This window comes from Actinoplanes sp. TFC3 (genome assembly GCF_001553785.1).
Classification (GTDB): Bacteria; Actinomycetota; Actinomycetes; order Mycobacteriales; family Micromonosporaceae; genus Actinoplanes.
Genome location: NZ_LOJP01000009.1, coordinates 67,212 through 89,684, shown reverse-complemented (window position 1 = coordinate 89,684; position 22,473 = coordinate 67,212). Strand labels below are relative to the sequence as shown.

The following is a 22,473-nucleotide window of genomic DNA, read 5'->3' as shown; positions in this document are numbered from 1 at the left end:
CGGCCTGAGCGCCGGGCAACGAAGGAGAAACCATGGGGGACGTACGACTTCGGCTGGGCAATCATGTCCGGTTGATACCGATATCAGGGCATCACGTGCTCGTTGATGTGGTGCAGTTGCAGCGGATCACCATCGCTGCTGAATGGGTGGGCCTGTGCGAGCAAGCCGCCACCGCCGGGTCGACCCGGCAAGAACTGACCGAGGCGGTGGACCCGGCGCACCGCGACGCGGCCGGCCGTTTCATCGAATTCCTGCTGCAGCGCGGCTTCCTGACCGGCAGCGACCAGCCGGCCGCGCCCGTGACCGAGCTGCCCGAGGTGCTCGCGGACGGCGAGCTGGACGCCTACTGGCAACCCACCGCGATCACCGCCGCTGATCTCGCCACGGGCCCGCAGGAGCTGCAGCCCGTACGGGCGATGCTGATCGGCGGCTGCGTCGCCCAGTTCGCCGCCGACGCCTTGGTACGCGCCGGGCTGCGCCGCGGGCTAGCGATCACACCCACGCACGAATGGCCGTCCATCCGAGGCCGGCTGGCCGGACTCGTCGAGCGGCACCAGCCCGATCTGGCCGTGCTGCAGCCCACGGTGCAGCCCTTCCTCACGGGCCTGTGGGACGACGGTGTCTTTGTTTCCGCGGCCGAGCGCCGCCGCCGGCTGACCGTGACCAAGCGGGCGCTGAGCTCGGCGATCGCGGAATTCGCGGCGGCGCTGGGCCCCCGCTTCGGGATGGTCCACAACGTGGCGCCGCTGGCCGTGTCACCGTTCGGGCGCTACGACTTCCGCCACGAACTCAGCCACCGCGAGATCGTGGCCGAACTCAACCGGCACGTCGACGAGCAGGTCCGCGAGCACCCGTCGTTGTTCGTGCTCGACGAGGAACGCCTCGCCGCCCGGTACGGCGCCGCGAACCTGTTCGACGACCTGATGTTCCCCTTCGGCCACCACGGCGGCCGCCCCGACCCCGCCGTCGAGACGCCCAACCAGCTTCCAGCGCTCGGCGATGCCCTGGCCGAGGAGTACGTCGCCGGGTACACCGCCCACCACGGCCGGGATCGCATCAAGCTGGTGGTGGTGGACCTGGACAACACCCTGTGGCCCGGCATCGCCGCCGACGACGGGTTCTCCTGGGTGCAGAGCGACGCCACCAGCCGGTGGATCCACCTCGGCGTGCACCAGGCGCTCAAGGTGCTGCGCCGCCGCGGGGTGCTGCTGGCCACCTGCAGCAAGGGCACCGAAGCGGTGACCCTGCAGGCCTGGTCCTGCGCCCCGGACGCCCAGCTGGCCATGCCCGACGACTTCGTGCTGCACCGCATCAACTGGCAGGCCAAATCGGCCAACATCGCCGACCTCTGCACCCGGCTGGGCGTCGCCCCCGAGGCCACGCTGTTCCTGGACGACAACCCCGTGGAACGCGCGGAGGTACGCCGGCACCTGCCCGGCGTGCGAGTGCCCGAAATCGACGTCGCGCAGTTCCGTGAGTTCCTGCTCACCGAGCCCGGTCTGGAGGCGGCCGCCGCCACCGACGAAGCCCAGCAGCGCACCGAAACCACCCGGGCCATGCTGCGCCGCGCCGAACTGATCGAGGAGAACGGCGACGACTTCCTGCGTGAGCTCGACGTCTCGGCGACGGTGTGGCAGGCACAGCCCGGCGATCTGCCCCGCGCCGCCGAACTGCTCAACCGCACCAACCAGTTCACCACCACCGCGTGGCGCACCACCGAAGCCGAACTCGCCGCCATGACCACCGGTGGCGCCGAGCTGTGGCTCATGGCGGTGTCGGACCGCTTCGCCGGGTACGGCACCGTCGGCGCCTGCCTCATCGCCAATGGCACCGTCGTGGCGCTCGCCGTAAGCTGCCGCGTCATCGGCCTGGACGTCGGCCCGGGCTTCGTGGCCACCTGCCTGAGCCGGCGCGACCCCGGCACGCCCATCACCGGGCGCATCGTGCGCACCGAGCGCAACCACGCCGCCCAGGACGTGTTCGTCCGGGCCGGCTTCACCCCTGCCGCCGACGGTGAGTTCGTGCTCGCCCCCGGCGCCACCCTTGTCGACACCGCCGGGCTGCCGCAGCAGTTCGCCGTACGGGAGGAAATCGTCCGATGAGCAGCCGCTGGAGCACGCTACTGATGGACTCTGCCGACCTGACGCACCTGCCGCAGGTGCCGATCGGTCAGGTCAGCACCCACGCCGAGTCGATCTTCGGGCAGCGGCTCGGGCCCATGGCCCTGTACCGCCGCTGGGAAACCCAGCAGTGGGAGGCCGAAGCGGTGCCGCTGGCACCCGACCGCGAGGACTTCGATGCCCTCCCGCCGCTGATCCGCACCAAGATCCGGGAGCTGCTCAACACGTTCGTGGTCGGCGAGTACACCGGGCTCGATCTGCTCGGGCCCATCCTCGGCGGCTGCCCCGACGAGCAGAGCCTGATCTACCTGGGCACCCAGGTCGCCGACGAGTCCCGGCACACGGTGCTGCTGGCCAAGATCGCCGTTGACCTGCTCGGCATGGACGGCGACCTGCGCTCCATGCTGCCGTTGATCTGGGCCGAGATGACCGAGGCGCACCGCGAGCTCAGCGTCGTGGAAGCCGATCTGGTCCGCGACCTGGCCGAGAAGCCCTCGGACTACGGCCGCTGGATCCGCGCGGTCACCCACTTCCACCTCATCACCGAGGGGGTGCTCGCCCTCAACGCCCAGCGCAACCTGATCAAGGGGTTGCGGCACCGCCAGGTTCTGCCCGGCCTGCAAGCCGGCTTCATCGCCATGGCCCGCGACGAGTCCCGCCACGTCAGCTACGGCATGCACGCGCTGCGCCAGGGCCTGCACGAAGGACATCACGACGCGGTGATGGACGTGCTGGAGCACTGCGCGCCGCTGGCCGTCCACATCGAGCAGCGGGGAACCAAGGAAACCGCGCACGCCCGCCGTACGGCCCGGGAACTCACCAAGGAACTCGAGCGCCGGATGGTCCAGCTGGACCTGCCCCGCACCTCCATCGACCACATCCTGACGGTTGCCGCGCGCCCGTTCACGCCGCCCGGCGCCGAACCCGCCGATGCCTGAGAACGCACTGCTGGCCGGGCGGCGGCTGCTGATCACCGGGGTCATCACCCCCCGATCGATCGCGTACGCCGTCGCCCGCGAGGCGCAGTTGCAGGGCGCTCGCGTCGTGCTCACCGCGTACGGCCGGCCCAGCCTGGTCCGCCGGCTCAGCGCCCAGCTGCCCGAACCGGCGCCCGTGCTCGACCTGGACGTCACCGACGAGGCAAACCTGGCCTCGCTGGCCGCGCGCGCAGGCGAGCATATGGACCGAGTCGACGGGCTGGTGCATGCGATCGCCTACGCGCCGGCGAGCTGTTTCGGCGCGGGCTTTCTCGCCGCGCCCTGGTCCGACGTGGCCACCACCCTGCGGGTGTCCGCGCACTCGCTGGCCGCGCTGGCCGAGGCGGCCCGTCCGCTGATGCCCGTCGGCGCGGCGATCGTGGGCCTGGACTTCGACGCCCGGCGGGTCTCACCGGGCTACGGCTGGATGGGCGTGGCCAAGGCCGGGCTCGAAGCCACGGCCAGGGCGCTCGCCGCGCAGTACGGCCCGGCCGGCATCCGGGTCAACCTGGTGTCGGCCGGGCCGCTGCGCACCGCGGCAGGCTCGGCCGTACCCGGTGAGAGCGAAGCCGAGACCGCCTGGCAGCACCGCGCTCCGCTGGGCTGGGATCCCACCGATCCCGGGCCGGTGGCCGCCGCCTGTGTGGCCCTGCTGTCGCCGCAGTTCCGTGCCACCACCGGCAGCGTCATCCACGTCGACGGCGGCTACCACGCCATGGCGTGAACCGTCCCCCGGAAGAAGCCCTTGTGAAGATCAGCGTTGTCATACCCGCCTACAACTCCCGGGCCGGGCTGGAACTGTGCCTGCTCACCCTCGCGCACACCCAGCTACCCGCGCAGCACAGCTTCGAAGTGGTCGTCATCGACGACGGTTCCGACGACGGCACCGCCGCCATGCTGGCCTCGTACCCGGCGCCGTACGAGCTGAGCTGGGAAACCCTGCCGCGCACCCCGAGTTCGGGTCGCAGCGCCGCCCGCAATGCCGGCATCCACCGCGCGAGCGGCGACCTCGTGCTCATGGTCGACGCCGACCAGGTCGTCACCCCGCGGCTGCTGGCCGAACACGCCCGCTACCACGAGCTCAGCACCGCCCTGGTGGTCATCGGCCGGCGCGACGAGCTGGCCCCCGGACCGCTCGACCGCGACCTGCTCGCCCGCCGGTTCACCCAGCAAGCCCTGCCACCGGTGCGTACCCCGGACAGCCGCGAAGCCGTCTACGAGCACTTCTCGGCCAACCTGAACAACCTGGCCGGCCGCTGGCATCACCTGTACAGCTGCAACGCCTCGGTCCGCCGCGAGCACCTGCTCAGCGTTGGCGGCTTCGACGAGTCGTTTCGTGGCTGGGGGTTTGAGGACACCGAACTCGGCTACCGCCTGCACCAGCACGGGCTGGCCTTCGCCTACAACCCGGCCGCGCTCGTGTACCACCAGCACGAGCAGCAAGTGACCGCGCGGATGTTCGCCGAGTGGCGCCGCAACCTGCGCCGGTTCGCGGTCAAGCACGGCAACGCCCCGGAAATCGTCGCGCAGTCCGTGCTCGGCCGCCCGGAGATCACCTGGGAGCATGGCATGCAGCGCTTCGAGTACGCCGCCCGCGCCCTGGCCGGGCGGCTGCCGCAGCCGTTGACCTACCAGCTCCTCGAAGCCGGCGACGCCACCGCCGCGGCCGCGCTGACCCGGCTGCCCAACCTGGCCGCCGCCGGCAACCTGGTGGTGATCGACGACAGCACCGGCGCCGACCTCGCCGGCGCGGTGCAGTGCTTGCCCACACCACACGAACTTCTGTACTTCTCGCGGCCGTGCGCCCGCCAGCGCACGCGCATCCTGGCTCTTTCGTACGGGGGAAACACATGAACCACACCGCGAACCGGCGCCGCATCTGCCTGGTGGTGCCGACCAACCGGGAATGCGCCGCCACGCTCGCCGAGGTTGTCGCTGAAGCCCAGCACGCCACCGCCCGAGGCGACGTCGAGGTGCAACTGCTCGTGCTGGACTCCTCGGATCACTTCGAGGCCCACGCCCAGGCGCTCGCCGGCGTCCCCGGTATCTGCCACCTCGACGAGGCCCACCAGCGTGCCTTCCTCGACCAGGTCATCCACTCGGCCGACGTGACCAAGCCCGACCTGCTGCTCGACCTCATGCTGCCCCGCGGCCTGTCATACGGCGCCTGCACCAACCGGGCGTTCCTGATCGCGGCGGCGCTGGGCTGCACGTCGGTGCACCGGCGCGACTCCGATCTTTACTTCCAGACCCACGCCGGGCGCAAGGTGTTCCCGATCGACGTGGAGGTGGCGGCGCTGGGCCGGCCCGCCCGTGAGGTGGTGACCACCGACGTCCAGCTCGACGAGGACCGCCGCGACCTGCCGGTGGTCATGGCTGGGGCGTCGTTCGTCGGTGACATGTCCGTCGACCTCGCCGGCATCCGCGACCACGACGCCTACTACGACCTGGTCAGCCTGTGGGCCGCGGAAGGCAGCACCGAGGCGGAGAAGCGCGCGTTGGTCGAGGAGTCGTTCACCGGCGGCGAGCCGTTCGACGGCGACTCCTCGCTGCTGTCGGTGGTCGACCCCCTGCGCGTCGACATGCACAACATCGCGTTCCACGGGCTGCACGAACGCGTGCCGTTGCCGCCGGCCACCGACACCATCGGCAGCGACTACTTCCTCATCCACGTGGCCCACCGAGCCGGCCTGCCCGCCGTCCTGCACAACCGGCACATCGTCAACTTCCACACCGGCGAACGCAAGAGCGACGCGGGTTTTCTCGCCTACCAGCTGCGCTTCACCAAGTTCATCCTGTCCATGTACTACTTCCACTTCATCTACCAGCGGCTGAGCAACGACGACCCGGCCACCATCGCCGCAATCGCACGGGCCAGCACCTGGCAAGCGCGCGAACCCAACGAACGCAAGGCCGACCAGTTGGAACAGGCCTACCGGCGGCTCGGCGGGCGGTTCACCACGGTCGCCGACGCGGTCCGCGAACGGCGGGACCCCCTGCTCGTCGAGGCCCGCCGCGACATCGACGACTACGCGGTCCTGATCGACGCGTGGGCCGAGCTGATCGCCGCTGCCCGCCGGACACAGCTGCGCGATGTCTGAGCCCCGCCACCTCACCGCAGCGCTGGCCGCCGCGGACAGCGACCGGATCATCTACGACCTCACCGGCATCGAGCAGCAGTACCGGCAGTTGCGCGCCGAACTACCGGGCGTACGGGTTCGTTTCGCCATGAAGGCCTGCCCGGTCGACGACGTGCTGAGCGCCCTGGCCCAAGCCGGTGCGGGCTTCGACGCCGCCGGCCCGGGCGAGATCCGCCAGGCGCTGCGCACCGGGATCAGCCCGCAGAACGTGCACTATGGCAACACCATCAAGTCCGATGAGGACATCGCCGTTGCCTGCCGTCTGGGCATCACCCTGTACGCCACCGACTGCATCGAGGACGTCCAAGCGATCGCCCGGTACGCCCCCGGTAGCACCGTGTTCTGCCGGGTGTCCACCACCGGGCAGGGTGCGGTGTGGGGGCTGACCGGCAAATGCGGGACCGACGACCCGATCACCGTGCTCGCCGAGGCGCGCCGGCTCGGCCTGCGCCCGGCCGGGCTGTCCCTGCACGTCGGGTCGCAGCAGATGACCGTGGCGGCCTGGGAAGCGGCCTTCGGCACCCTCGAACCGCTCATCCTCGGCCTGCTTGCCGAGGACATCCGGCTCGAACACGTCAACCTCGGCGGTGGCCTGCCCGCGCTTGGGCATCCCGGCCTGCACCCACCCCTGGCCGCCATCTTCGCCGCCATCCGAGCCGGCCTGCACCGCTTGCGGGCGGCAGCCGGCGACGAGGAGCTTGGTTTCGTCATCGAGCCCGGCCGGCACCTGGTCGCCGATCACGGCGTCATCCGCGCCCGGGTGGCCCGCCTCACCGGGCGCCGCCAGCCCTGGCTCTACCTGACCTGCGGGCGGTTCAACGGGCTCTACGAGGGCGACCAGTTGCGCTATCCGCTGACCTTTCCCACCGCTACCGGGCAGCCGCTGGTGCCCGCCGTCGTGGCCGGGCCCAGCTGCGACAGCGATGATGTGCTGGCCGGCGCCGACCCGGTGCTCGTCCCCGCCGGTCTGCAATCCGGTGACCCGGTGTGGATCCATTCGGCCGGGGCGTACGCCGTCAGCTACACCACCACTGGGTTCAACGGCTTCGACCCGCTGCCCTGCCACAGCGTGCGCGCCGAGCGGCTGCGCCCGATCGAAGCTCGCGACTGGGCCGCCATCAGCGCCCTCGAAGCCGGCGCGTACGCCTCAGCCGGCCTCTCGGAAAGCCCGGAGGCCCTGCGATCCCGGGCGCACCCGGCAACCTCGTTCGTGATCGAGTCGGACGACCGGATCGGTGGCTACGTGCTCGCTTTGCCGTACCCTCCGAAAGGATTTCCCGATCTGCGCCGACCGGAACCCGCCGCCGTGCCCTCCGGCGGCCTGCACCTGCACGACATCGTCATCGGCGCCGGGTTGCGGGGCCGCGGCTGGGGCAAACGCCTGGTGCAGCATCTCACCGACACCGCCCGCGCCCTGGCCTACGACAGCATCTCGCTGATCTCCGTTGACGGCACCGCCGGCTTCTGGAACGCCTGCGGCTTCCGCGTGCACCCCGAGATCACCCTGCCCGCCACCTACGGCCCGCACGCCGTCTACATGAGCCGCGATCTGCAGGAATAGCGTCGTCGAGGACGTCCGCTTCAGCGGTTGAGCACACGGTCGAGGAAGGCGATCTTCCGCCGGTTGTAGTCGTCGGTCCACCGCGAGGCCACTGCCATATAGCCGTGCCCCAGTTCAGCCTCGTCACGGGAGGGCAGGTCGAGGGCGTTGGTGACGCCGAGGGCGTCCAGCCGTTCGTGCATGTCCTGGGACTGATCGGGAAAGGTCGCGGTGTTGCCGTCGGCGAGAAAAGTGGCCGGGAAGCCGGCGGTCACGTGCTTGATCAGGTTGCCCCGGTCCAGCTTCTCGTCCGAGTCGCCGAAGTATGTGCGCTCGGCCAGGCTGAACAGCCAGTCCGCGAACAAGGCGGGAGTCTGGGTACGGGACACCCGGCGTGGGTCGAGCGCGGCGCTGTCGAGCACGACGGCCTTGAGGTTTCCGATCATGACCTGGGGCACGCCGCTCGCCCGGGCGTAGCCGGCGCTGGTCTGAGCGAGCGCGAACTGCCCGACGATGTGGGCGCCGCCGCTGGCTCCGGCCAGGACCACCCTGCTGGTGTCGGCGGGACAGGATGACCGCCGCGCGCACCACGGACATTGACCGACCGTAAAGAAGTCTCCGGCGAATTCGCGGAAGGTTTGCTCAGGCCAGCAACTGCTCGCTTACGTCCCAAAGTCGCCGCGCCTGTTCGGGGTCGAGCATTGCCGAGTTGGCGTCGGTAGGGATGCTGCTCGCGGTCACCGGCCGCCGCTCGTCATCGAGCACGGCGATGTCGTTGTCTTTGAGATATACCCCGCCGATGCCGTCGAGCAGCGGGCTGGCGGCCCCGAAAACGATCGTTGCAGCGCCCTGGCTGGCAGTCTTCTTGCCTGCTCCGGGGTCGATGACGGTAGTGCCGTGCTCGTCAACGAGGCCCTGGGCCCGGTAGGAGTCGAGCACCTGCCACGAATGCGGGCCCGGTCCGATGACCACGCCGGGATGTGCGGCGAAGGCTCGCAGCCCCGCACCCGCGAAGCGGCGGTCGAGCTCGACGGTGAACAGGACGTTAGCCAGCTTGGCCTGCGCGTACGCGGCCACGGGGTCGTATCCGGTTGCGAAGTTCAGGTCGTTCCAGCGGATGGCGCCGAAGCGCGCGGCGCCGGAGGTCACGGTGACAACACGGGCATTGCCGGCTTCGCGCAAGGCCGGCAGGAGCATGCGAGTGAGGTGGAAGTGCCCGAGATGAGAGGTGGAGAACGCCAGCTCGTGACCGCGGGTGTCGAGCCGCCGTTGCGGTCCGAACATCACCGCCGCGTTGTTGACCAGCATGTGCACGGGGCGGCTGGCATCGATGCGCCCGGTGGCGAAGGCGTCGATCGAGGCGGGGTCGGTGAGGTCCAGTTGTTCGATGTGTACGCCGGGGAGGCCGTGGAGGGCTGCGGCAGCCTGTGCGGGGTTTCGTGCCGCGACGGTGACCGTTGCGCCGGCTGTCGTGAGGGCACGGGTCACCTCGCGGCCGAGCCTGCTGTGCCCGCCGGTGACGACGGCCTCGCGGCCGCGCAGGTCGACGCCGTGCAGGACATCGGCGGTGGTGGAGGCGGCGGTGAACGGAGTGTTGAGGGGGATCTGGGGCATGGGGGTCTGCTTTCTCGCCTTGAGGGTCGGACGGGACGGGCGCCGGCCGGGGTGAGGGGCGACCTTGGCCGACGCCGTCCCGACTACTTGGAGTCGATGCGACCGGCCGGCTCGTGGGACGACGCGGTCACCTCGGCCCACGCGGCTTCGCTGATGCCGAGAGCCTTCTGCAGGAAGGCCGTGGTGGTGCGACGGACCAGGTCGACGCGTTCGGGGCTCTCGTCGGTGGTGGCCGTCGAGGTGTAGTCCTGGATGCCGCCGAGGGTGTGCTCGCCGCCGGAGAGAGTGACGAGGTGCTGGGCGCCGGGGCTGTGGTGGTAGACATCGGTGAACCAGTCCGGGCCGCGGGTGGACAACGGTGACTGGTCGTGGTCGCCGGCGATGACGATCGACGGTGTGGTGAGCTGGGTGAAGTCCGGGCTCATGAACGCGAAGTTCTGCTGGGCGAAGGGCGTCAGGTCGCCGCGGGAGATTCCGGTGGTGGACAGCAGCACGCCAGCTTTGACGCGCTTGTCGGTGCGGTCCTCGCCGGGCTGCCCGTCGGCGCCGATCACGCGGGCGCCGAGCAGCATGCCGATGGACTGTCCGCCCCAGGAGTGCCCGGCGGCGGCGAGCCGGCCAGTGTCGACGCGTCCGGTCAGGCCGGGGACCGCGGCGATGATTGTGTCGAGGTCGTCGATGACGTGCTCGAGGTCGTCGACGCGGGTCTGCCAGATCGTGGGGTAGCGGGGGTCGTTGGGCGTCAGGCCGAGCGTGGTGGAGTCGAGGAACGTGGGCTGCACAACGACGAACCCGTTAGCCGTCCAGTGGTCCACGAGGGGGTCGCCGGCGCTCATGGACTGTCCGAAGCCGTGAGCGAAGACGATCACCGCAAGGTTGCCGCCTGCGGCGGGTGCGGTGATGCGGACCTGCAGATCGGCCCCACGCGTGGGTGCTGGCAGCGTCACCGGGCGCACGCTGATGACCTGTGCCGCAGCGTTGCGGGATTGCGTCTCGAGAGATGACATGGAAAGCCCTTTCGCAATGATGAGACGACGTCCGCCAGAACGGAACGTCGCTCCGTTCACGATACGGAACGCGGTTCCGGGTCGCAAAGTGAAGTGGAACATAGTTCCGCTGAGCTTGTTTTCGTGCGATGATCGCGGCATGGGCACTTCCGCGCCGCATCCTCAGCCGCCGCGCCGGCGCTCGGATGTGCAGCGCAACGAGCGTTCCTTGCTGGAGGCGGCCGCGGCCGTGTTCGCCTCCTCCGGGGTGGATGCTCCGGTCCGGGAGATCGCGGCGGCTGCCGGAGTCGGCGTGGGGACTCTCTACCGGCACTTTCCGGCACGCTCCGACCTGGTCGTCGCCGTGTACCGCCACCAGATCGAGTCGTGCGCCCAGGCGGGACCGGCCCTGCTCGCGGCGGCCCCGTCGCCGTTCGCCGCCGTCCTGAGCTGGATCCACCTGTTCGTCGACTTCCTCGGTACGAAACACGGGCTCGCCCGCGTCTGGCAGGGCGACGCGGACGGCTTCACCGCCCTGCACCTGCTCTTCATCGACCGGCTCGTACCCGTGCTGACCGACCTGCTCGACGCGGCCCGCAAGGCAGAGGAGGTGGTCGCCCCGATCACGGCGTACCAGCTGATCCGCGCCGTCGGTGACCTCGTGGCCTGGACCTCGCCCGACCCGGACTACGACGTCCGCCGCACCGTCACGCTGCTGGTCAGCGGGTTGAAGCAAGAACAGCCCGAGCTGTGGCAGCCGGACCCCGCCATCGGCTGACCGCCTGCTCGACGGCGATCCGGTCACCGCCCGGTGTTGAGGAAAAGCGGTGTTCGCTCTGGGAGTCAGCAGCGGTCGAGACGCCCGAGCCGATGGTGCCGGCGCCGGCCCTGGCGCCTGATCCGGTGCCCGCGCCGAACGCGTCGCCAAGACCCAGCCGGGGGACTCGCGGGCGACCTTATCGATTCCTTATGCCATGGCTGACAAGGTTACGGATCATGGCAGGTAGGGGGTAGCGGAGTGCGGGTGCTGGTGGCCGATGACGAACGTGTGCTGGCCGACACGGTGGCCGACGGGTTGCGGGACTTCGCGATGGCCGTCGATGTCGTGTACGAGGGGAACGCCGCCCGGGAGCGGGTGAGCGTGAACCGTTACGACGTGGCGGTGCTGGATCGGGACATGCCGGGTGCCACGGGCGACGAGGTGTGCCGGGAGATGATCGCGGCTGGCCTCGACACCCGGGTGCTGCTGCTCACCGCGGCGGGCGGGATCCGTGACCGGGTCGAGGGTCTCGGCCTGGGCGCCGACGACTATCTGACCAAGCCGTTCGCGTTCGCCGAGCTGGTGGCGCGGGTGCAGGCGCTCGGCCGGCGCGCTAACGCCGCGCGCAACCCGGTCCTGGAACGCGACGGGATCGTTCTCGACGTACCGAAACACACCGCCTCGCGGGATGGGCTGACGCTGCGGCTGACGCCGAAGGAGTTCGCCGTGCTGCAGGTGCTGCTGCAGGCAGACGGCGCCGTAGTGAGCGCCGAAGACCTGCTTGAACAGGCGTGGGACGAGCACACCGACCCCTTCACCAACGTCATCCGGGTGACCGTGATGACGTTGCGCAGGAAGCTGGGCGACCCGCCGGTCATCCACACCGTTCCGCGTACGGGATATCGGCTCGGCGCATGACGCTGCGCTCTCCGCGCTGGCGGGCCGCGTTGATCTGTGTTGTGGTCCTGCTCGCCGGGATGTTCGCCCTCGGTGCTGCGGAGCAGGCGGCGGCGCTGTGGCAGAGCCTGCTGGATCCCGGCTGCATCCTGCCCTCGGGCCGGATCTCGACCACTTTGATCTGCCGGAAGATGTACGAGCCGGTGGACACGACCGGCACCTTTCTGATCGTCATTCCCCTGGTTGTGCTGGCGCTGGCCGTGGCTTTGCTCAACTGGGCGGTCCGGCCGATCCGTGACCTCGCGGGTCAGATCGACGCCCTCGGCCCGCAGAACTTCGCCTACCGGGTGCGCAGCCCGCGCCGCGGTGGGGAGATGGTGGAGCTGGCCGGGGCGGTCAACGGCATGGTCGGCCGGATGGCAGCCGGCTACGAGTCGCAGCGCCGGTTCGCCGCCGACGCCTCACATGAGCTGCGCACCCCGCTCGCCGTGCAGCGCACGCTCATCGAGGTCAGCCTGGCCCGCAACCCCAGCCCCGAGAAGCTGCGCGCGGTGACTGAGCAACTACTGGAGACCAACGAGCGCAATGTACGTCTGATCGAGGCGCTGCTCGTGCTGAGCGAGAGCGATCGCGGGCTTGCCTCCCGCAGCCCGCTGCGCCTCGACAGCATTGTCGCTGCCGTGGTGGCCGAGCACCGTTCCCGGGCGTCCGAGGCGACGGTGACTGTCACCACGCAGCTCGTGCCACGGTTCGTGATCGGCGAGCAGGTGCTGCTGGAACGCCTGGTTAACAATCTCGTGCAGAACGCGATCAAGTACAACCGGCCGGGTGGCACCGTGCGGGTCCTGGTGGGCGATGATCCGGCGCTGGTCGTGGCGAACACCGGTGACGACGTCCCGGCCGAGTCCGTGGTGGGCTTGTTCGAGCCGTTCCGGCGGCTCAACGGTGTCCGCATCGACCACAGCGGCGGGGTCGGACTGGGTCTGACCATCGCGCGTTCGATCGTGCACGCTCACGACGGCACCATCGCCGCCAGCTCCACCGGTCACGACGGCCTCCAGGTGGCGGTGACGCTGCCCGCCGCGGACGGCATAAGGAAAGAGTAAGGAACTCGTTTACGGTCCCCGAATGCGTCTTGTCCGATAGTCATCGACATGCGACGACGTATATGGATTCCGCTGGCCGTACTGACGACCGGACTGGTACTCACCGGCTGCGGTTCCGCGGCGGGCGAGAGCAGCACCACCGATCAGGGCGGCGCTACCGCTCAGGCTGACGATGCAGCCAAGCGGCAGAACGCGGAGAAGGAGATCGCCGACTGCATGAAGAAGCAGGGCTTCCAGTACGAGGTTCCGCCGCCCTTGGCGGAAACCAACGCCCCGTCCGGCGAGTATGTGGGCACTTCGAGTCTGCTCAAGAGCGATGACGAACTGCGGACGTTCCGCAAGAAGTACGGCTTCGGTGTCTACGCCCAGCTGGTATGGCCGGACGACCCCCTGGTCAAGGAACCGGAGTCGGCGACGAACCCCAACACGGCGATCCGGGAGGCACTTGACCCGGCGCGGCGGAAGGCCTACGACGCGGCCCTGGGCAGCGACTCCAAGGGTGGCACCGCCGCGGAGGGATGCGCCGACACCGCGTACCTGAAGTATTTCGGCACCACGGACCTCTCGTCGGCCGAGAACAAGGAGGCCAAGCGCGCCTACGAGAAGTACCGGACCGACGCGAAGGTCGTGCGGGCCGCCCGGAAGTACGCCGACTGCCTGACCGCCAAGGGCTACAAGGTCGCCTCTGCCGAGCCGGGCGAGGTCGAGAACGGGGTGTACGACTCCATCATCGACCCGCTGCAGGACGGCGACGACGTCACCGCGGCGCAGGCGAAGAAGCGACTGCCCGGCGAGGTCAAGGCCGCGCTGGCCGACCTCGACTGCCGCGGTGACTACGCCGAGATCACCCGCACGCAGTACGCCGCAGTCGCCACCCGGGGCGGCGGGGAAGGTTGAATATGCGCTCCCCGTTCCGGGTGGTGGCGGTCACCACGGCGATCGCCGTGGCCGCCGCGGCGGGCGGCTGGGTCGCCGCCGGCCGGATCCGCTCGCCCGCCGCCGCCGCGGCCGCCCGCCGCGCTCCCGAGGCCTCCCTGGTCACCGTCCCGGTCGAGCGACGCTTGCTCACCTCCCAAGTGGTCACCCAAGGTTCGGTGACGTACGGCAGAGCACGGCCGATCACGCTGACCGGCATGGTCGCGGCCGCCGGCGGTGAGTCCGGCACGCAGTTGGTTACCAAATCGTCCGCGGCCGGGCGCACCCTGCGCGAGGGGGATGTCCTGCTGGAGATCAACGGGCGGCCCGTGTTCGTGCTCAAGGGGAAGGTGCCGATGTACCGGACACTGACCCGGAGCAGCGAGGGCGACGACGTCCGCCAGCTGCGGGCCGCGCTGCGCCGGCTGCTGCCGGGACGCGGGCTCTCCTCGTCGGGAACGGTGAACGACAGCATGCTCGCCGCGGTCCGTGCCCTTTACCGCGACGCCGGCTACGCTGCGGTGGAGCCGACGACCGAGCAGCGTACCCAGCTGCGGGAACTCGAACGGGCGGTGACCGGCGCCCAGGGGCAGACGCTGACGGACGCGAAGACCGACCTGGCGGACTTCCGCCGGACGTACGGCGTGAGCGTCCCCAGCGGGGAGGTGATCTTTCTGCCGCAGCTGCCCGTCCGGGTCACCTCGGTGAGCGCCCGGGCCGGCACCGCACCGTCCGGCGCGGTGGCCACCGTGGCCGATTCGGCACTGGTGGTGAACGCGACCGTCGCCACCGAGGACGCCGAATTGCTCAAGACCGGGCTCACCGCCACTTTGCAGGACGACGACGGCGGCGAGTCGGCGGCCACGGTGACAGCGATCGGTCCGGCGAAGGACGACGGCACCGCGATCGTGCTGAAACCGCGGAACCCCGGCCGGGCGACGGCCCTGACCGGGCGGTCGGTGAAGGTGTCGATCGAGGTCGGCCGGACCGGCGGCCAGGTGCTCGCCGTACCGGTGGCCGCGGTCTTCACCGACTCCGACGGCCAGGCCCGGGTGACCGTGGCCGACGCCGCCGGCGGCCGCCACGACGTTCCGGTCGAACCGGGACTGGCGGCCGGGGGCGACGTGGAGGTCACGCCGGTCGGCGGCGCCACCCTCTCGGTGGCGGACCGGGTCGTGGTGAGCGGCTCATGACGTACGTCCTCGAGCTCACCGCCGTGCGCCGGGTTTTTCCCGCCGACCCGCCGGTGACCGCGCTGGCGGGTGTGGACCTGCGCGTGCACCGCGGTGACTACCTGGCCATCGTCGGCCCGTCCGGCTCGGGCAAGTCGACGCTGCTCAACGTGCTCGGCCTGCTCGACGTGCCGAACTCGGGCAGCTACCTGTTCGAAGGCGCCGAGACGACCACGATGGGCGACCGGCACCGCACCGGGCTGCGCGGCTCCCGGATCGGGTTCGTGTTCCAGTCCTTCCACCTGCTCATGTACCGCAGCGTGCTGGAGAACGTGATGCTCGGAGGGCTCTACACCGGCGTACCGGTCGCCGAACGACGGACCAGGGCGGTGGCCGCACTCGACCGGGTCGGCCTGGCGCACCGGCACCAATTCCTGCCCAGCCGGCTCTCCGGCGGCGAACGGCAGCGGGTGGCGATCGCCCGCGCGCTGGTCGACGACCCGGCCCTACTGCTGTGCGACGAGCCGACCGGCAACCTGGACAGCGCGAACACGGCCGCGGTGCTCGACCTTTTCGATGACCTGCGGGCCGCCGGCGCCACCTTGCTCGTCATCACGCACGACGCGACGGTGGCGGCCCGCGCGGACCGGCAGGTGCGCATCACCGACGGGCGGATCTCATGAACGTGCGCGACCTGATCACCGAGGCGATCAGCGGAGTCGGGGCCCGGCCGGCCCGCACGGCGCTCACGATCGCGGGCGTGGTGGTCGGCATCGGCACGCTGGTCACCACGCTGGGCGTGTCGGCCACGGCAGGCAACCAGATCTCCGGCCGGTTCGACGCCGCCACCGCCACCGAGATCACCGTGAACGTACCCGCGCCCACCCGGCCGGACGCACCACCGGCCGTGCCGTGGAGCGCCGTGGACAACGTCGCCCGGCTCAACGGGGTCACGGCGGTCACGGCCTGGTCGCGTACCCCCGAGGGCCGAGACCTTCCGGTCCGGGCCAACACCGTGCGGGACCCGACCCGCATCCTGGACCGGCTGCTGCCCGTGCTCGGCTCGACCGAGACGCTGCCGGCGGCGACCCGCGCCTCGCTGAGCGCTGGCCGGTTCTTCGACGCGGGACACGTGCGCCGCCGCGACCGGGTGGCGGTGCTCGGCCCGCTGGCCGCCGAGCAACTCGGCCTGACGAGGATCGACAACCAGCCGGCCGTGTTCGTCGACGGTACGGCCTATACGGTGATCGGGATCCTTGGCTCGATCGCACGGCAGGACCAGCAGGTGCTCGGCACGGCGGTCATCCTGCCCTGGACCGCGGCCGACGACGGCCTCGACTTGGGCCCGATCAACACGGTCGCGATCGCCACCGCGCTGGGGGGCGCGCAATTGATCGCCCGTCAGGCACCCTTCGCGCTCGCCCCGAACGACCCCGCCGGCCTGGACGTGGCGGCACCGCCCGACCCGGCTTCCCTGCGCAACGGCGTCGCCGGCGACGTCAACGGCCTGCTGCTCATCCTCGGCCTGGTATCGCTGATCGTGGGTGCCCTCGGCATCGCCAATGTCACCCTCGTCACGGTCATGGAACGCACCGCCGAGATCGGTCTGCGCCGCGCGATGGGCGCCCGCCGCCGTCACATCGCGGTCCAGTTCCTTCTCGAATCCACGGTCATCGGCCTGCTCGGCGGTGTCGTAGGCGCGAGCGCAGGCATCCTCACCGTGGTTGCCATCAGCGTCGCCAAGCAATGGACCCCGGTTGTCGACGGCACCCTCGCGGCGGCCTCGCCCCTGGTCGGCGCGCTGGTCGGACTGTGCGCCGGCCTCTACCCGGCGATGCGGGCCGCCCGCATGCAGCCGGTAGACGCACTGCGCGGACCCAACTGACGTTCTCACGTGGTGGCTGGTTACACCCGCGGGCGGGAGTTGCTGGCCGACGCGCTGATCGAGTGCCCGCCGCAGCCCGGCCGTCCCCTGCGAGACAGAACCAGGCCCATCGATGACGGCGTCTGCCTGCATCGCCCGAGGCAGGCCAGCTCGATCGCCCGGCATCACAGCAAAAGCGCTGGAACTGACCGCGTGGCCAGGCGATGGCTCTCACCCATTGCCTCGTACCACCGCCGTGGCACGCTGCAGGCGGGGCTACGGGCTGGAGGCTACCGTCGCTCGGCGCGTCTAGCAGAACCTGAGGTTGTTGCCCACCCGGCCCCGGCCGTCGGTTGCCCTGCAAGCGGCCAGTCGCTCAGCGGGGCAGGATGCGCAGCACGGCCTGGCGTTCGCCGGTGAGCCGCAGGCCTTGCTGCACTGCGGCACTCAGATCGAGATCGCCGAGCAGTGTCGCGGCCAGCAGTTGGTGCGGGCCTGCCAGTGACGCGGTGGGGTGGTCGATGCGGCCGGCGTGCGTGTGCACCGAGCCGTCCTTTACCTCGACAACCAAATCCTCGTTGCCGTCGGCGTGTAGCTGGAGGGCGATCGCTGGCTGGTCGGGACGGTGGTCGGTCAGTGTCCGGGCCGGCACGGTCAGCCAATGGGTGCGGAAGCTGTCGTTGCCTGTTGGCTCACGCAACAGCGGAACGCCCCACCGGCTCAGTTCCTGCAGCACCGGCTCGAGCGCGCGGCCACGGTCGGTGAGCGAGAACAGGGTGGTCGCCACCGGCGGCGGTGCTGCCTCCCGGCGGATCAGGCCGGCCTGTTCGAGTTCGCGCAGCCGGTCGACCAGCAGATTGCTTGCGATTCCGGGTAACCCGTTGCGCAGATCGGTATGCCTGCACGGGCCCAGCGCGAGCAGTTCACGGACGATGAGCAGGGTCCAGCGGTCCCCGATCGTGTCCAGCGCTCTCGCGATGCCGCAGTACTGACCGTAGGTGCGCATCTCAGCAACCTACACCATCATGTTGAGATTCAAAACTTGTTAGTTGACTTTATCAACAAGGTCGGTCTAGCGTCGCTGCCCATGACCCCCACCCTTTCCGTACGCCGATTGACCTGGGCCGGTGTCGAGATCCGTCTCGGCGGCACCCGCTTGATGATCGACCCGCTCGAAAACGTCGCCCCGCTGGTGCCGGTGATGGGCCCACCACACCGGCCGGTCGGCCCGATCGACGCCCCGCCCGGCACCCACGCCCTCATCACCCACCTGCACCCCGACCACTACGACCACGAGTTGCTCGCCCGGATCGCTGCCACCGGCACGATCGGCTGCCACACCCCGAGCGCGGCGGCGCTGCAGGAGGCGGGCATCACCCCCACTGCACAAGAGCTGGGGGAGTCCCGACTCATTGGCGGGCTGACCGTTACTCCGGTGACCTCGCTCGACTGGCGCGGCAACGACTGCGATCAGGTTGCTTGGGTGATTGAGGGAGCGGGTCGGCGGATCATCCACTGCGGCGACACGCAGTGGCACGGCAGCTGGTGGCAGATCGCCCGCGACCACGGCCCGTTCGACGTCGCGTTCGTCCCGGTCAACGGCGTCATCGCCCATTTCGAGGGCTACGCGGCCAACGTTCCGGCAACCATGACTCCCGAACAGGCAGTCGAAGCCGCTGTCGCGCTTGGCGCCGGCACCGTCTGTGCCATGCATTACGGCCTGTTCAGCAACCCGCCGTTCTACGTCGAGCAGCCGGACATCGAACAGCGCTTCCGGCAAGCCGCCGCCGAGCGCGGTATCACCGCCGCCATCATCGCCGATGGTCACACCGTCATCTGAGAATCATGCCAACGAGTAATGATGAAGATCATCATCTTCGGTGCCAGCGGCAATATCGGGTGGCCCACGACCGGGGGAGCTGCTACATCGCGGTCACATTGTCACCGCAGTTAACCGAGGCGGTCACATCGACGGGCTCGACCACGAAGCCTTGACCCGCGACCACCGGTGACGTCACCGACCCCGCCATGGTCGCCCACCTCGCCGCCTCCCACGACGCCGCACTCTCGGCCGTCGGCCCCGGGTCGGTCAGGAGAACGATCGCGACACGATCGTCGGCGCGGCCCGGGCCCTGATCAACGGGCTCCGTACTGCCGGCGTCACCCGCTTGGTCACGATCGGCGGCGCCGGCAGCCTCCGCGCGGCGACCGGGTCATGGACGACCCGAATGTCCCCGCGCCGTGGAAAACCAACGCCGGGGCGCAGTCGGATGCGTCAGCGCGTTGCCAAGGTGTTGCGCGCGCAGCCCATCGCACCTCATCGCATGCGGCCTGCCCGTGCAATTCGGTCACGAAGCCTTCGCAAGAAACGTTTGGCGAATCACGGCGGCCGCTGCTGGTTTGCGGCAGGTGGTGCGAGGGGAGCTTCACTTGACGAACGATTACGTCCTTCGGGCCTCCGATCAAGTCGATTTCAGAGAGGAGGAGCGCATCAATACTTGTTTGGTAAACCCTGATCTGGGGATGCGGGCGCTTCCGACGTGAAATGAGGCGCCGATGCATTCTTGGTTTTGCGGTTACCTATGCGCTGGGTGTGTCACGACTGCACGCGACCCTCGGCTGAAGAGTTGTGCTGCGCGATGACCGGCTTCGACGGGACCCAAAACTTAGGCACTGCCATCCTCGACCTCGCGAACAAGCCGGAACCCGCCGCGGGCCTTGATCACTGCTTGACGAGCATCGCCGGCGCGTCGGTGTCTCAGGTGTCTGCGGCCGACTACGCATCCGTCACCAGGCTTGAGGGTGCGGAGTTCACTATCGTCGCGGCCAGCGACGATATCGCCGCAGCCGTCGACGAAGCCCAGATCACCGACTCGGTCGGTCCTTGCCTGCAAGCCCTGAGTGAAGGCGAGCCCGTCGTTGTACCGGATACTGCAGCCACCATGCAGTGGCCCGGTTTCCAGAAGGTCGCAGCAGAACTGGGACTGCACGCCTCGGTCTCCGTCCCGCTGTTCACCGGCTGGGGTCCTCCGGTAGCTGTTCTCAATCTGTACGGCCGCGACAGCACCGCCATGGCTCCACTGATCATCGGCGTGGCCCACCTCTATGCCACCAGCCGCGAACTGTCCTTCGGTATCGCCGTACCACCGGCTCTGGATCCCGGAGCCGAGCAACTGCTGACCGCCTACCGCCAAGTTCTCGCATTACGCGCCACGATCAACCGCGCCGTCACCATTCTTACTCGCACCTCGGCCGAAACCGCGGAACGGAGCTTCTTTCTCCTGCAGAAACGTGCCATGTACAGCGGAACGACGTTGCGAACCGCAGCCACTGCCGTGCTCAGAGACCAGCAGCGACCGTAAGAAGGCACCTGATCCGCTGAGAGGGGATTCGCTCTCGGCGTGTCTATTTCGCTAGGAAGTGCATAATCGTCAGTTGGCGATGTGCCGTTTCCGGCCTTTATCTTCTCCACCGCATCGATGCCCCGCTCGAACTCTGACGTTGCATGACGTTCAGACACTCTGAGCATCCATTACCGCAGCGCTCGGCTCGGCATCGGGGCCCAGGGCCTCACGCGGCCAGGGCCTCTCGAACGGCGGTAGCGGAGGCGGGGACCATGGCGGTGCGAATCCGCCTGAGCTGAGATTCCCGGCCCGGAGACGGCCATCCGTTCCCGAGCCGTCAGGAGCCGAACGCAGGTGATCAGCAGGGCGTGGATCTCTTGGTCCATGGACCAGATCCCCCAAGTGTCGTGTTCGTAGCGGCGGATCGGCTCGGCGGTGGCCCGGTCCAGGTGGGTCAAGCCGGCGGCGCCGGCTTGACCCACCTGGCCCGGTCCAGGTGGGTCAAGCCGGCGGCGCCGGCCCGCCGCAGAACCGTGACTGTTCGCCGGCGCTCTACTGGGTGGCGGCGGTGCAGGCCGTGCTGCCTTTGCAGGCCACCATCTTCTGGACGCTCGCTTGCAGATTCCGGACTCGTTCGGCGGGCAGGCTGGCGGCGATGTTTCTCATCTCGTCCGGGTCGGTCGTGCGGTCGTAGTATTCCGTTGTGCCGTCGAGATACCGCACGAAGGTCCAGTCCGCGGTCCGGATCGCGGTGTAGGTCGGCGGCGTACCGTCCTTGGTGCTCTGCTTGTCGGGGTCGTCCGCGGCGGCGCCCGGCTTGATGGTTTTTGGGCCGTGGTGCTCGACCAGGGAGAGTTGCCGCCAGCCGCCCGCTGGCTTGCCGGTCCTGAGCAGCGGCACGAGGCTGCTGCCGTCGGTCTTGTCCGAGCCGCTGAGACCGGCGAGGTCCTCGAAGGTGGGGCGCAGATCGATGTTCTCCGCGAGCTGGTCGACGGTCGCGTTCTTGCGGATGCCAGGCCCGGCGGCCACCAGCGGTACGTGCACGTCGGTGCTGAAGGCGGTTTGCTTGCCGACATTCAATCCGTGGTCGCCGAGGTGGAAGCCGTTGTCGGAGCTGAAAACGACGACGGTGCGGTCGGCGATCCCAGCCGTTGACAGGGTGTCGCGCAGGCTGCCGATCATGCGGTCGATGGACTGCACCGACTGTGCCCGTTTGCGATAGATGCCATTGAGATTGTTGATCTCTTGGGGCGTGAGCAGGTCGTTTCCGGCCAGGTATGGTGGCGCGTTCTCGGGATGCTTGTTGAAGGCGGTGGTCCGCGGCGCTGTCATGCCGGGGAAAAGATCCTTGTCCTGCGGGGCGGGGGTATAGGGGCCGTGCGGCGAGAACGTGGCGATCTCGAGCAGAAACGGCTGGCTCCGCTTGGCAGCGTCAGTGATGAGATCAACCGCTTTGTTCTGGACGACGCTGGTGAGATAATCCTCGGGTTTGCTGCCGTATGGCGTGATGGTGCCGTTGTCGTTGAGCTTGTAGTTGAAGTTCGCGTACGCGTTACCGCCGACTGCCCAGTCGGTCCAGCCGGGACGGACGCCGTCGACGGGCTGGTATTCGTTGAGGTACTTGCCCATGAAGCCGGTGCGATAGCCGTTGCTCTTCAGCGTGGTCGCAACGGTGTCCAGTTCCTGTGCTTGGCGAAAGAGATGAAACCCGCCGTCCTTGCCGGAGTTGGTGAAGACACCGGTGTTGTGCGGGTACCGGCCGGTGAAGATCGACGACCGCGACGGGCAGCACAGCGAGTCGGTCACCGTGTAATTCGTGAACGTGGTGCCGTCCTTGGCCAGCGCCTGAACGTTGGGCATGTGCGGCAGCAGGTTCATGGACAGGTCATCGGCGAGAACGAAGACGACGTTCATCTTGCCCGTGCTCGTGGCCCGCGACGTCGAGGACGAACGGGACGCTGTGCAGGCAGCCGAGGAAGCGGCCAGGAGTGCCGCCATCACGGAGACGGCCAGTGCTCTGCGTAGCCTGAAATTGCGC

19 protein-coding genes and 1 pseudogene are annotated in these 22,473 nt (G+C 69.3%); 15 read left to right on the top strand and 5 right to left on the bottom strand.

Annotated features, from left to right (window positions below):
- Nucleotides 1-32: 32 nt before the first annotated feature.
- From TFC3_RS33640 to TFC3_RS33615, 6 genes are read left to right on the top strand one after another with little or no spacing between them, the layout of a single operon-like run.
- On the top strand, nt 33-2,102 hold the full coding sequence (locus tag TFC3_RS33640; protein ID WP_082772745.1) for an HAD-IIIC family phosphatase: 2,070 nt from the start codon (nt 33-35) through the stop codon (nt 2,100-2,102).
- Nucleotides 2,099-3,058, top strand: a complete 960-nt coding sequence (locus TFC3_RS33635) for a ribonucleotide-diphosphate reductase subunit beta (protein ID WP_067510254.1) — start codon at nt 2,099-2,101, stop codon at nt 3,056-3,058. Before TFC3_RS33640 ends, TFC3_RS33635 begins: the two co-directional genes overlap by 4 nt.
- Nucleotides 3,051-3,821, top strand: coding sequence for an enoyl-ACP reductase FabI (gene fabI / locus TFC3_RS33630; RefSeq protein ID WP_067510252.1), 771 nt, complete (start codon nt 3,051-3,053; stop codon nt 3,819-3,821). The genes TFC3_RS33635 and fabI overlap by 8 nt, the downstream gene beginning before the upstream one ends.
- A 23-nt stretch (nt 3,822-3,844) precedes the next feature.
- A complete protein-coding gene (locus TFC3_RS33625; RefSeq protein WP_067510250.1) occupies nt 3,845-4,951 on the top strand; it encodes a glycosyltransferase family 2 protein in 1,107 nt (368 codons plus the stop codon).
- Nucleotides 4,948-6,198, top strand: coding sequence for a DUF6271 family protein (locus TFC3_RS33620; RefSeq protein WP_067510248.1), 1,251 nt, complete (start codon nt 4,948-4,950; stop codon nt 6,196-6,198). Before TFC3_RS33625 ends, TFC3_RS33620 begins: the two co-directional genes overlap by 4 nt.
- Nucleotides 6,191-7,798 carry a GNAT family N-acetyltransferase gene (locus tag TFC3_RS33615; protein WP_067510247.1) on the top strand — a complete coding sequence of 536 codons (1,608 nt, stop codon included), beginning with the start codon at nt 6,191-6,193 and terminating at the stop codon, nt 7,796-7,798. Before TFC3_RS33620 ends, TFC3_RS33615 begins: the two co-directional genes overlap by 8 nt.
- Nucleotides 7,799-7,818: 20 nt before the next feature.
- Here TFC3_RS33615 and TFC3_RS33610 read toward each other — a convergent pair.
- The 3 genes and pseudogenes from TFC3_RS33610 to TFC3_RS33600 all read right to left on the bottom strand — a co-directional run.
- Nucleotides 7,819-8,355, bottom strand: a pseudogene (locus tag TFC3_RS33610) (alpha/beta hydrolase fold domain-containing protein); the annotation flags it as partial.
- 64 nt (nt 8,356-8,419) lie between these two features.
- Nucleotides 8,420-9,391, bottom strand: a complete 972-nt coding sequence (locus TFC3_RS33605) for an SDR family NAD(P)-dependent oxidoreductase (RefSeq protein WP_067510243.1) — start codon at nt 9,389-9,391, stop codon at nt 8,420-8,422.
- Nucleotides 9,392-9,474: 83 nt separating this feature from the next.
- Nucleotides 9,475-10,398, bottom strand: coding sequence for an alpha/beta fold hydrolase (locus tag TFC3_RS33600; RefSeq protein ID WP_067510240.1), 924 nt, complete (start codon nt 10,396-10,398; stop codon nt 9,475-9,477).
- A 139-nt stretch (nt 10,399-10,537) separates the two neighbouring features.
- Between TFC3_RS33600 and TFC3_RS33595 the strand changes: the two genes are divergently transcribed.
- From TFC3_RS33595 to TFC3_RS33565, 7 genes are all read left to right on the top strand, one after another.
- A complete protein-coding gene (locus tag TFC3_RS33595; protein ID WP_067510238.1) occupies nt 10,538-11,155 on the top strand; it encodes a TetR/AcrR family transcriptional regulator in 618 nt (205 codons plus the stop codon).
- Nucleotides 11,156-11,395: 240 nt separating this feature from the next.
- The gene (locus tag TFC3_RS33590) at nt 11,396-12,055 is read left to right on the top strand and encodes a response regulator transcription factor (RefSeq protein WP_067510236.1); all 660 of its coding nucleotides are present in this window, start codon (nt 11,396-11,398) and stop codon (nt 12,053-12,055) included.
- Complete coding sequence (locus tag TFC3_RS33585) at nt 12,052-13,140, top strand: HAMP domain-containing sensor histidine kinase (protein WP_067510234.1); 1,089 nt, start codon at nt 12,052-12,054, stop codon at nt 13,138-13,140. The genes TFC3_RS33590 and TFC3_RS33585 overlap by 4 nt, the downstream gene beginning before the upstream one ends.
- Before the next feature lie 48 nt (nt 13,141-13,188).
- Nucleotides 13,189-14,037: a hypothetical protein gene (locus tag TFC3_RS33580; RefSeq protein WP_067510232.1), complete on the top strand. Its 849-nt coding sequence runs from the start codon at nt 13,189-13,191 to the stop codon at nt 14,035-14,037.
- 2 nt (nt 14,038-14,039) lie between these two features.
- The gene (locus TFC3_RS33575; protein WP_067510231.1) at nt 14,040-15,248 is read left to right on the top strand and encodes a hypothetical protein; all 1,209 of its coding nucleotides are present in this window, start codon (nt 14,040-14,042) and stop codon (nt 15,246-15,248) included.
- Nucleotides 15,245-15,910, top strand: coding sequence for an ABC transporter ATP-binding protein (locus tag TFC3_RS33570; protein WP_067510229.1), 666 nt, complete (start codon nt 15,245-15,247; stop codon nt 15,908-15,910). Before TFC3_RS33575 ends, TFC3_RS33570 begins: the two co-directional genes overlap by 4 nt.
- Nucleotides 15,907-17,112, top strand: coding sequence for an ABC transporter permease (locus TFC3_RS33565; RefSeq protein WP_067510227.1), 1,206 nt, complete (start codon nt 15,907-15,909; stop codon nt 17,110-17,112). The genes TFC3_RS33570 and TFC3_RS33565 overlap by 4 nt, the downstream gene beginning before the upstream one ends.
- Nucleotides 17,113-17,467: 355 nt before the next feature.
- On the opposite strand, the gene TFC3_RS33560 is transcribed toward TFC3_RS33565, so the two are convergent.
- Entirely contained in the window at nt 17,468-18,097 is a 630-nt protein-coding gene (locus tag TFC3_RS33560; protein ID WP_067510225.1) for a helix-turn-helix domain-containing protein, read from the bottom strand.
- An 81-nt stretch (nt 18,098-18,178) separates the two neighbouring features.
- Between TFC3_RS33560 and TFC3_RS33555 the strand changes: the two genes are divergently transcribed.
- Entirely contained in the window at nt 18,179-18,931 is a 753-nt protein-coding gene (locus TFC3_RS33555) for an MBL fold metallo-hydrolase (protein ID WP_067510223.1), read from the top strand.
- Nucleotides 18,932-19,730: 799 nt separating this feature from the next.
- The gene (locus tag TFC3_RS33550) at nt 19,731-20,453 is read left to right on the top strand and encodes a GAF and ANTAR domain-containing protein (protein ID WP_067510221.1); all 723 of its coding nucleotides are present in this window, start codon (nt 19,731-19,733) and stop codon (nt 20,451-20,453) included.
- Between the two features lie 534 nt (nt 20,454-20,987).
- Here the strand turns inward: TFC3_RS33550 and TFC3_RS33540 are convergent.
- Nucleotides 20,988-22,349 (bottom strand): sulfatase, encoded by a 1,362-nt coding sequence (locus TFC3_RS33540; protein ID WP_236718626.1) that lies wholly within the window; start codon nt 22,347-22,349, stop codon nt 20,988-20,990.
- Between the last annotated feature and the right edge of the window lie 124 nt (nt 22,350-22,473).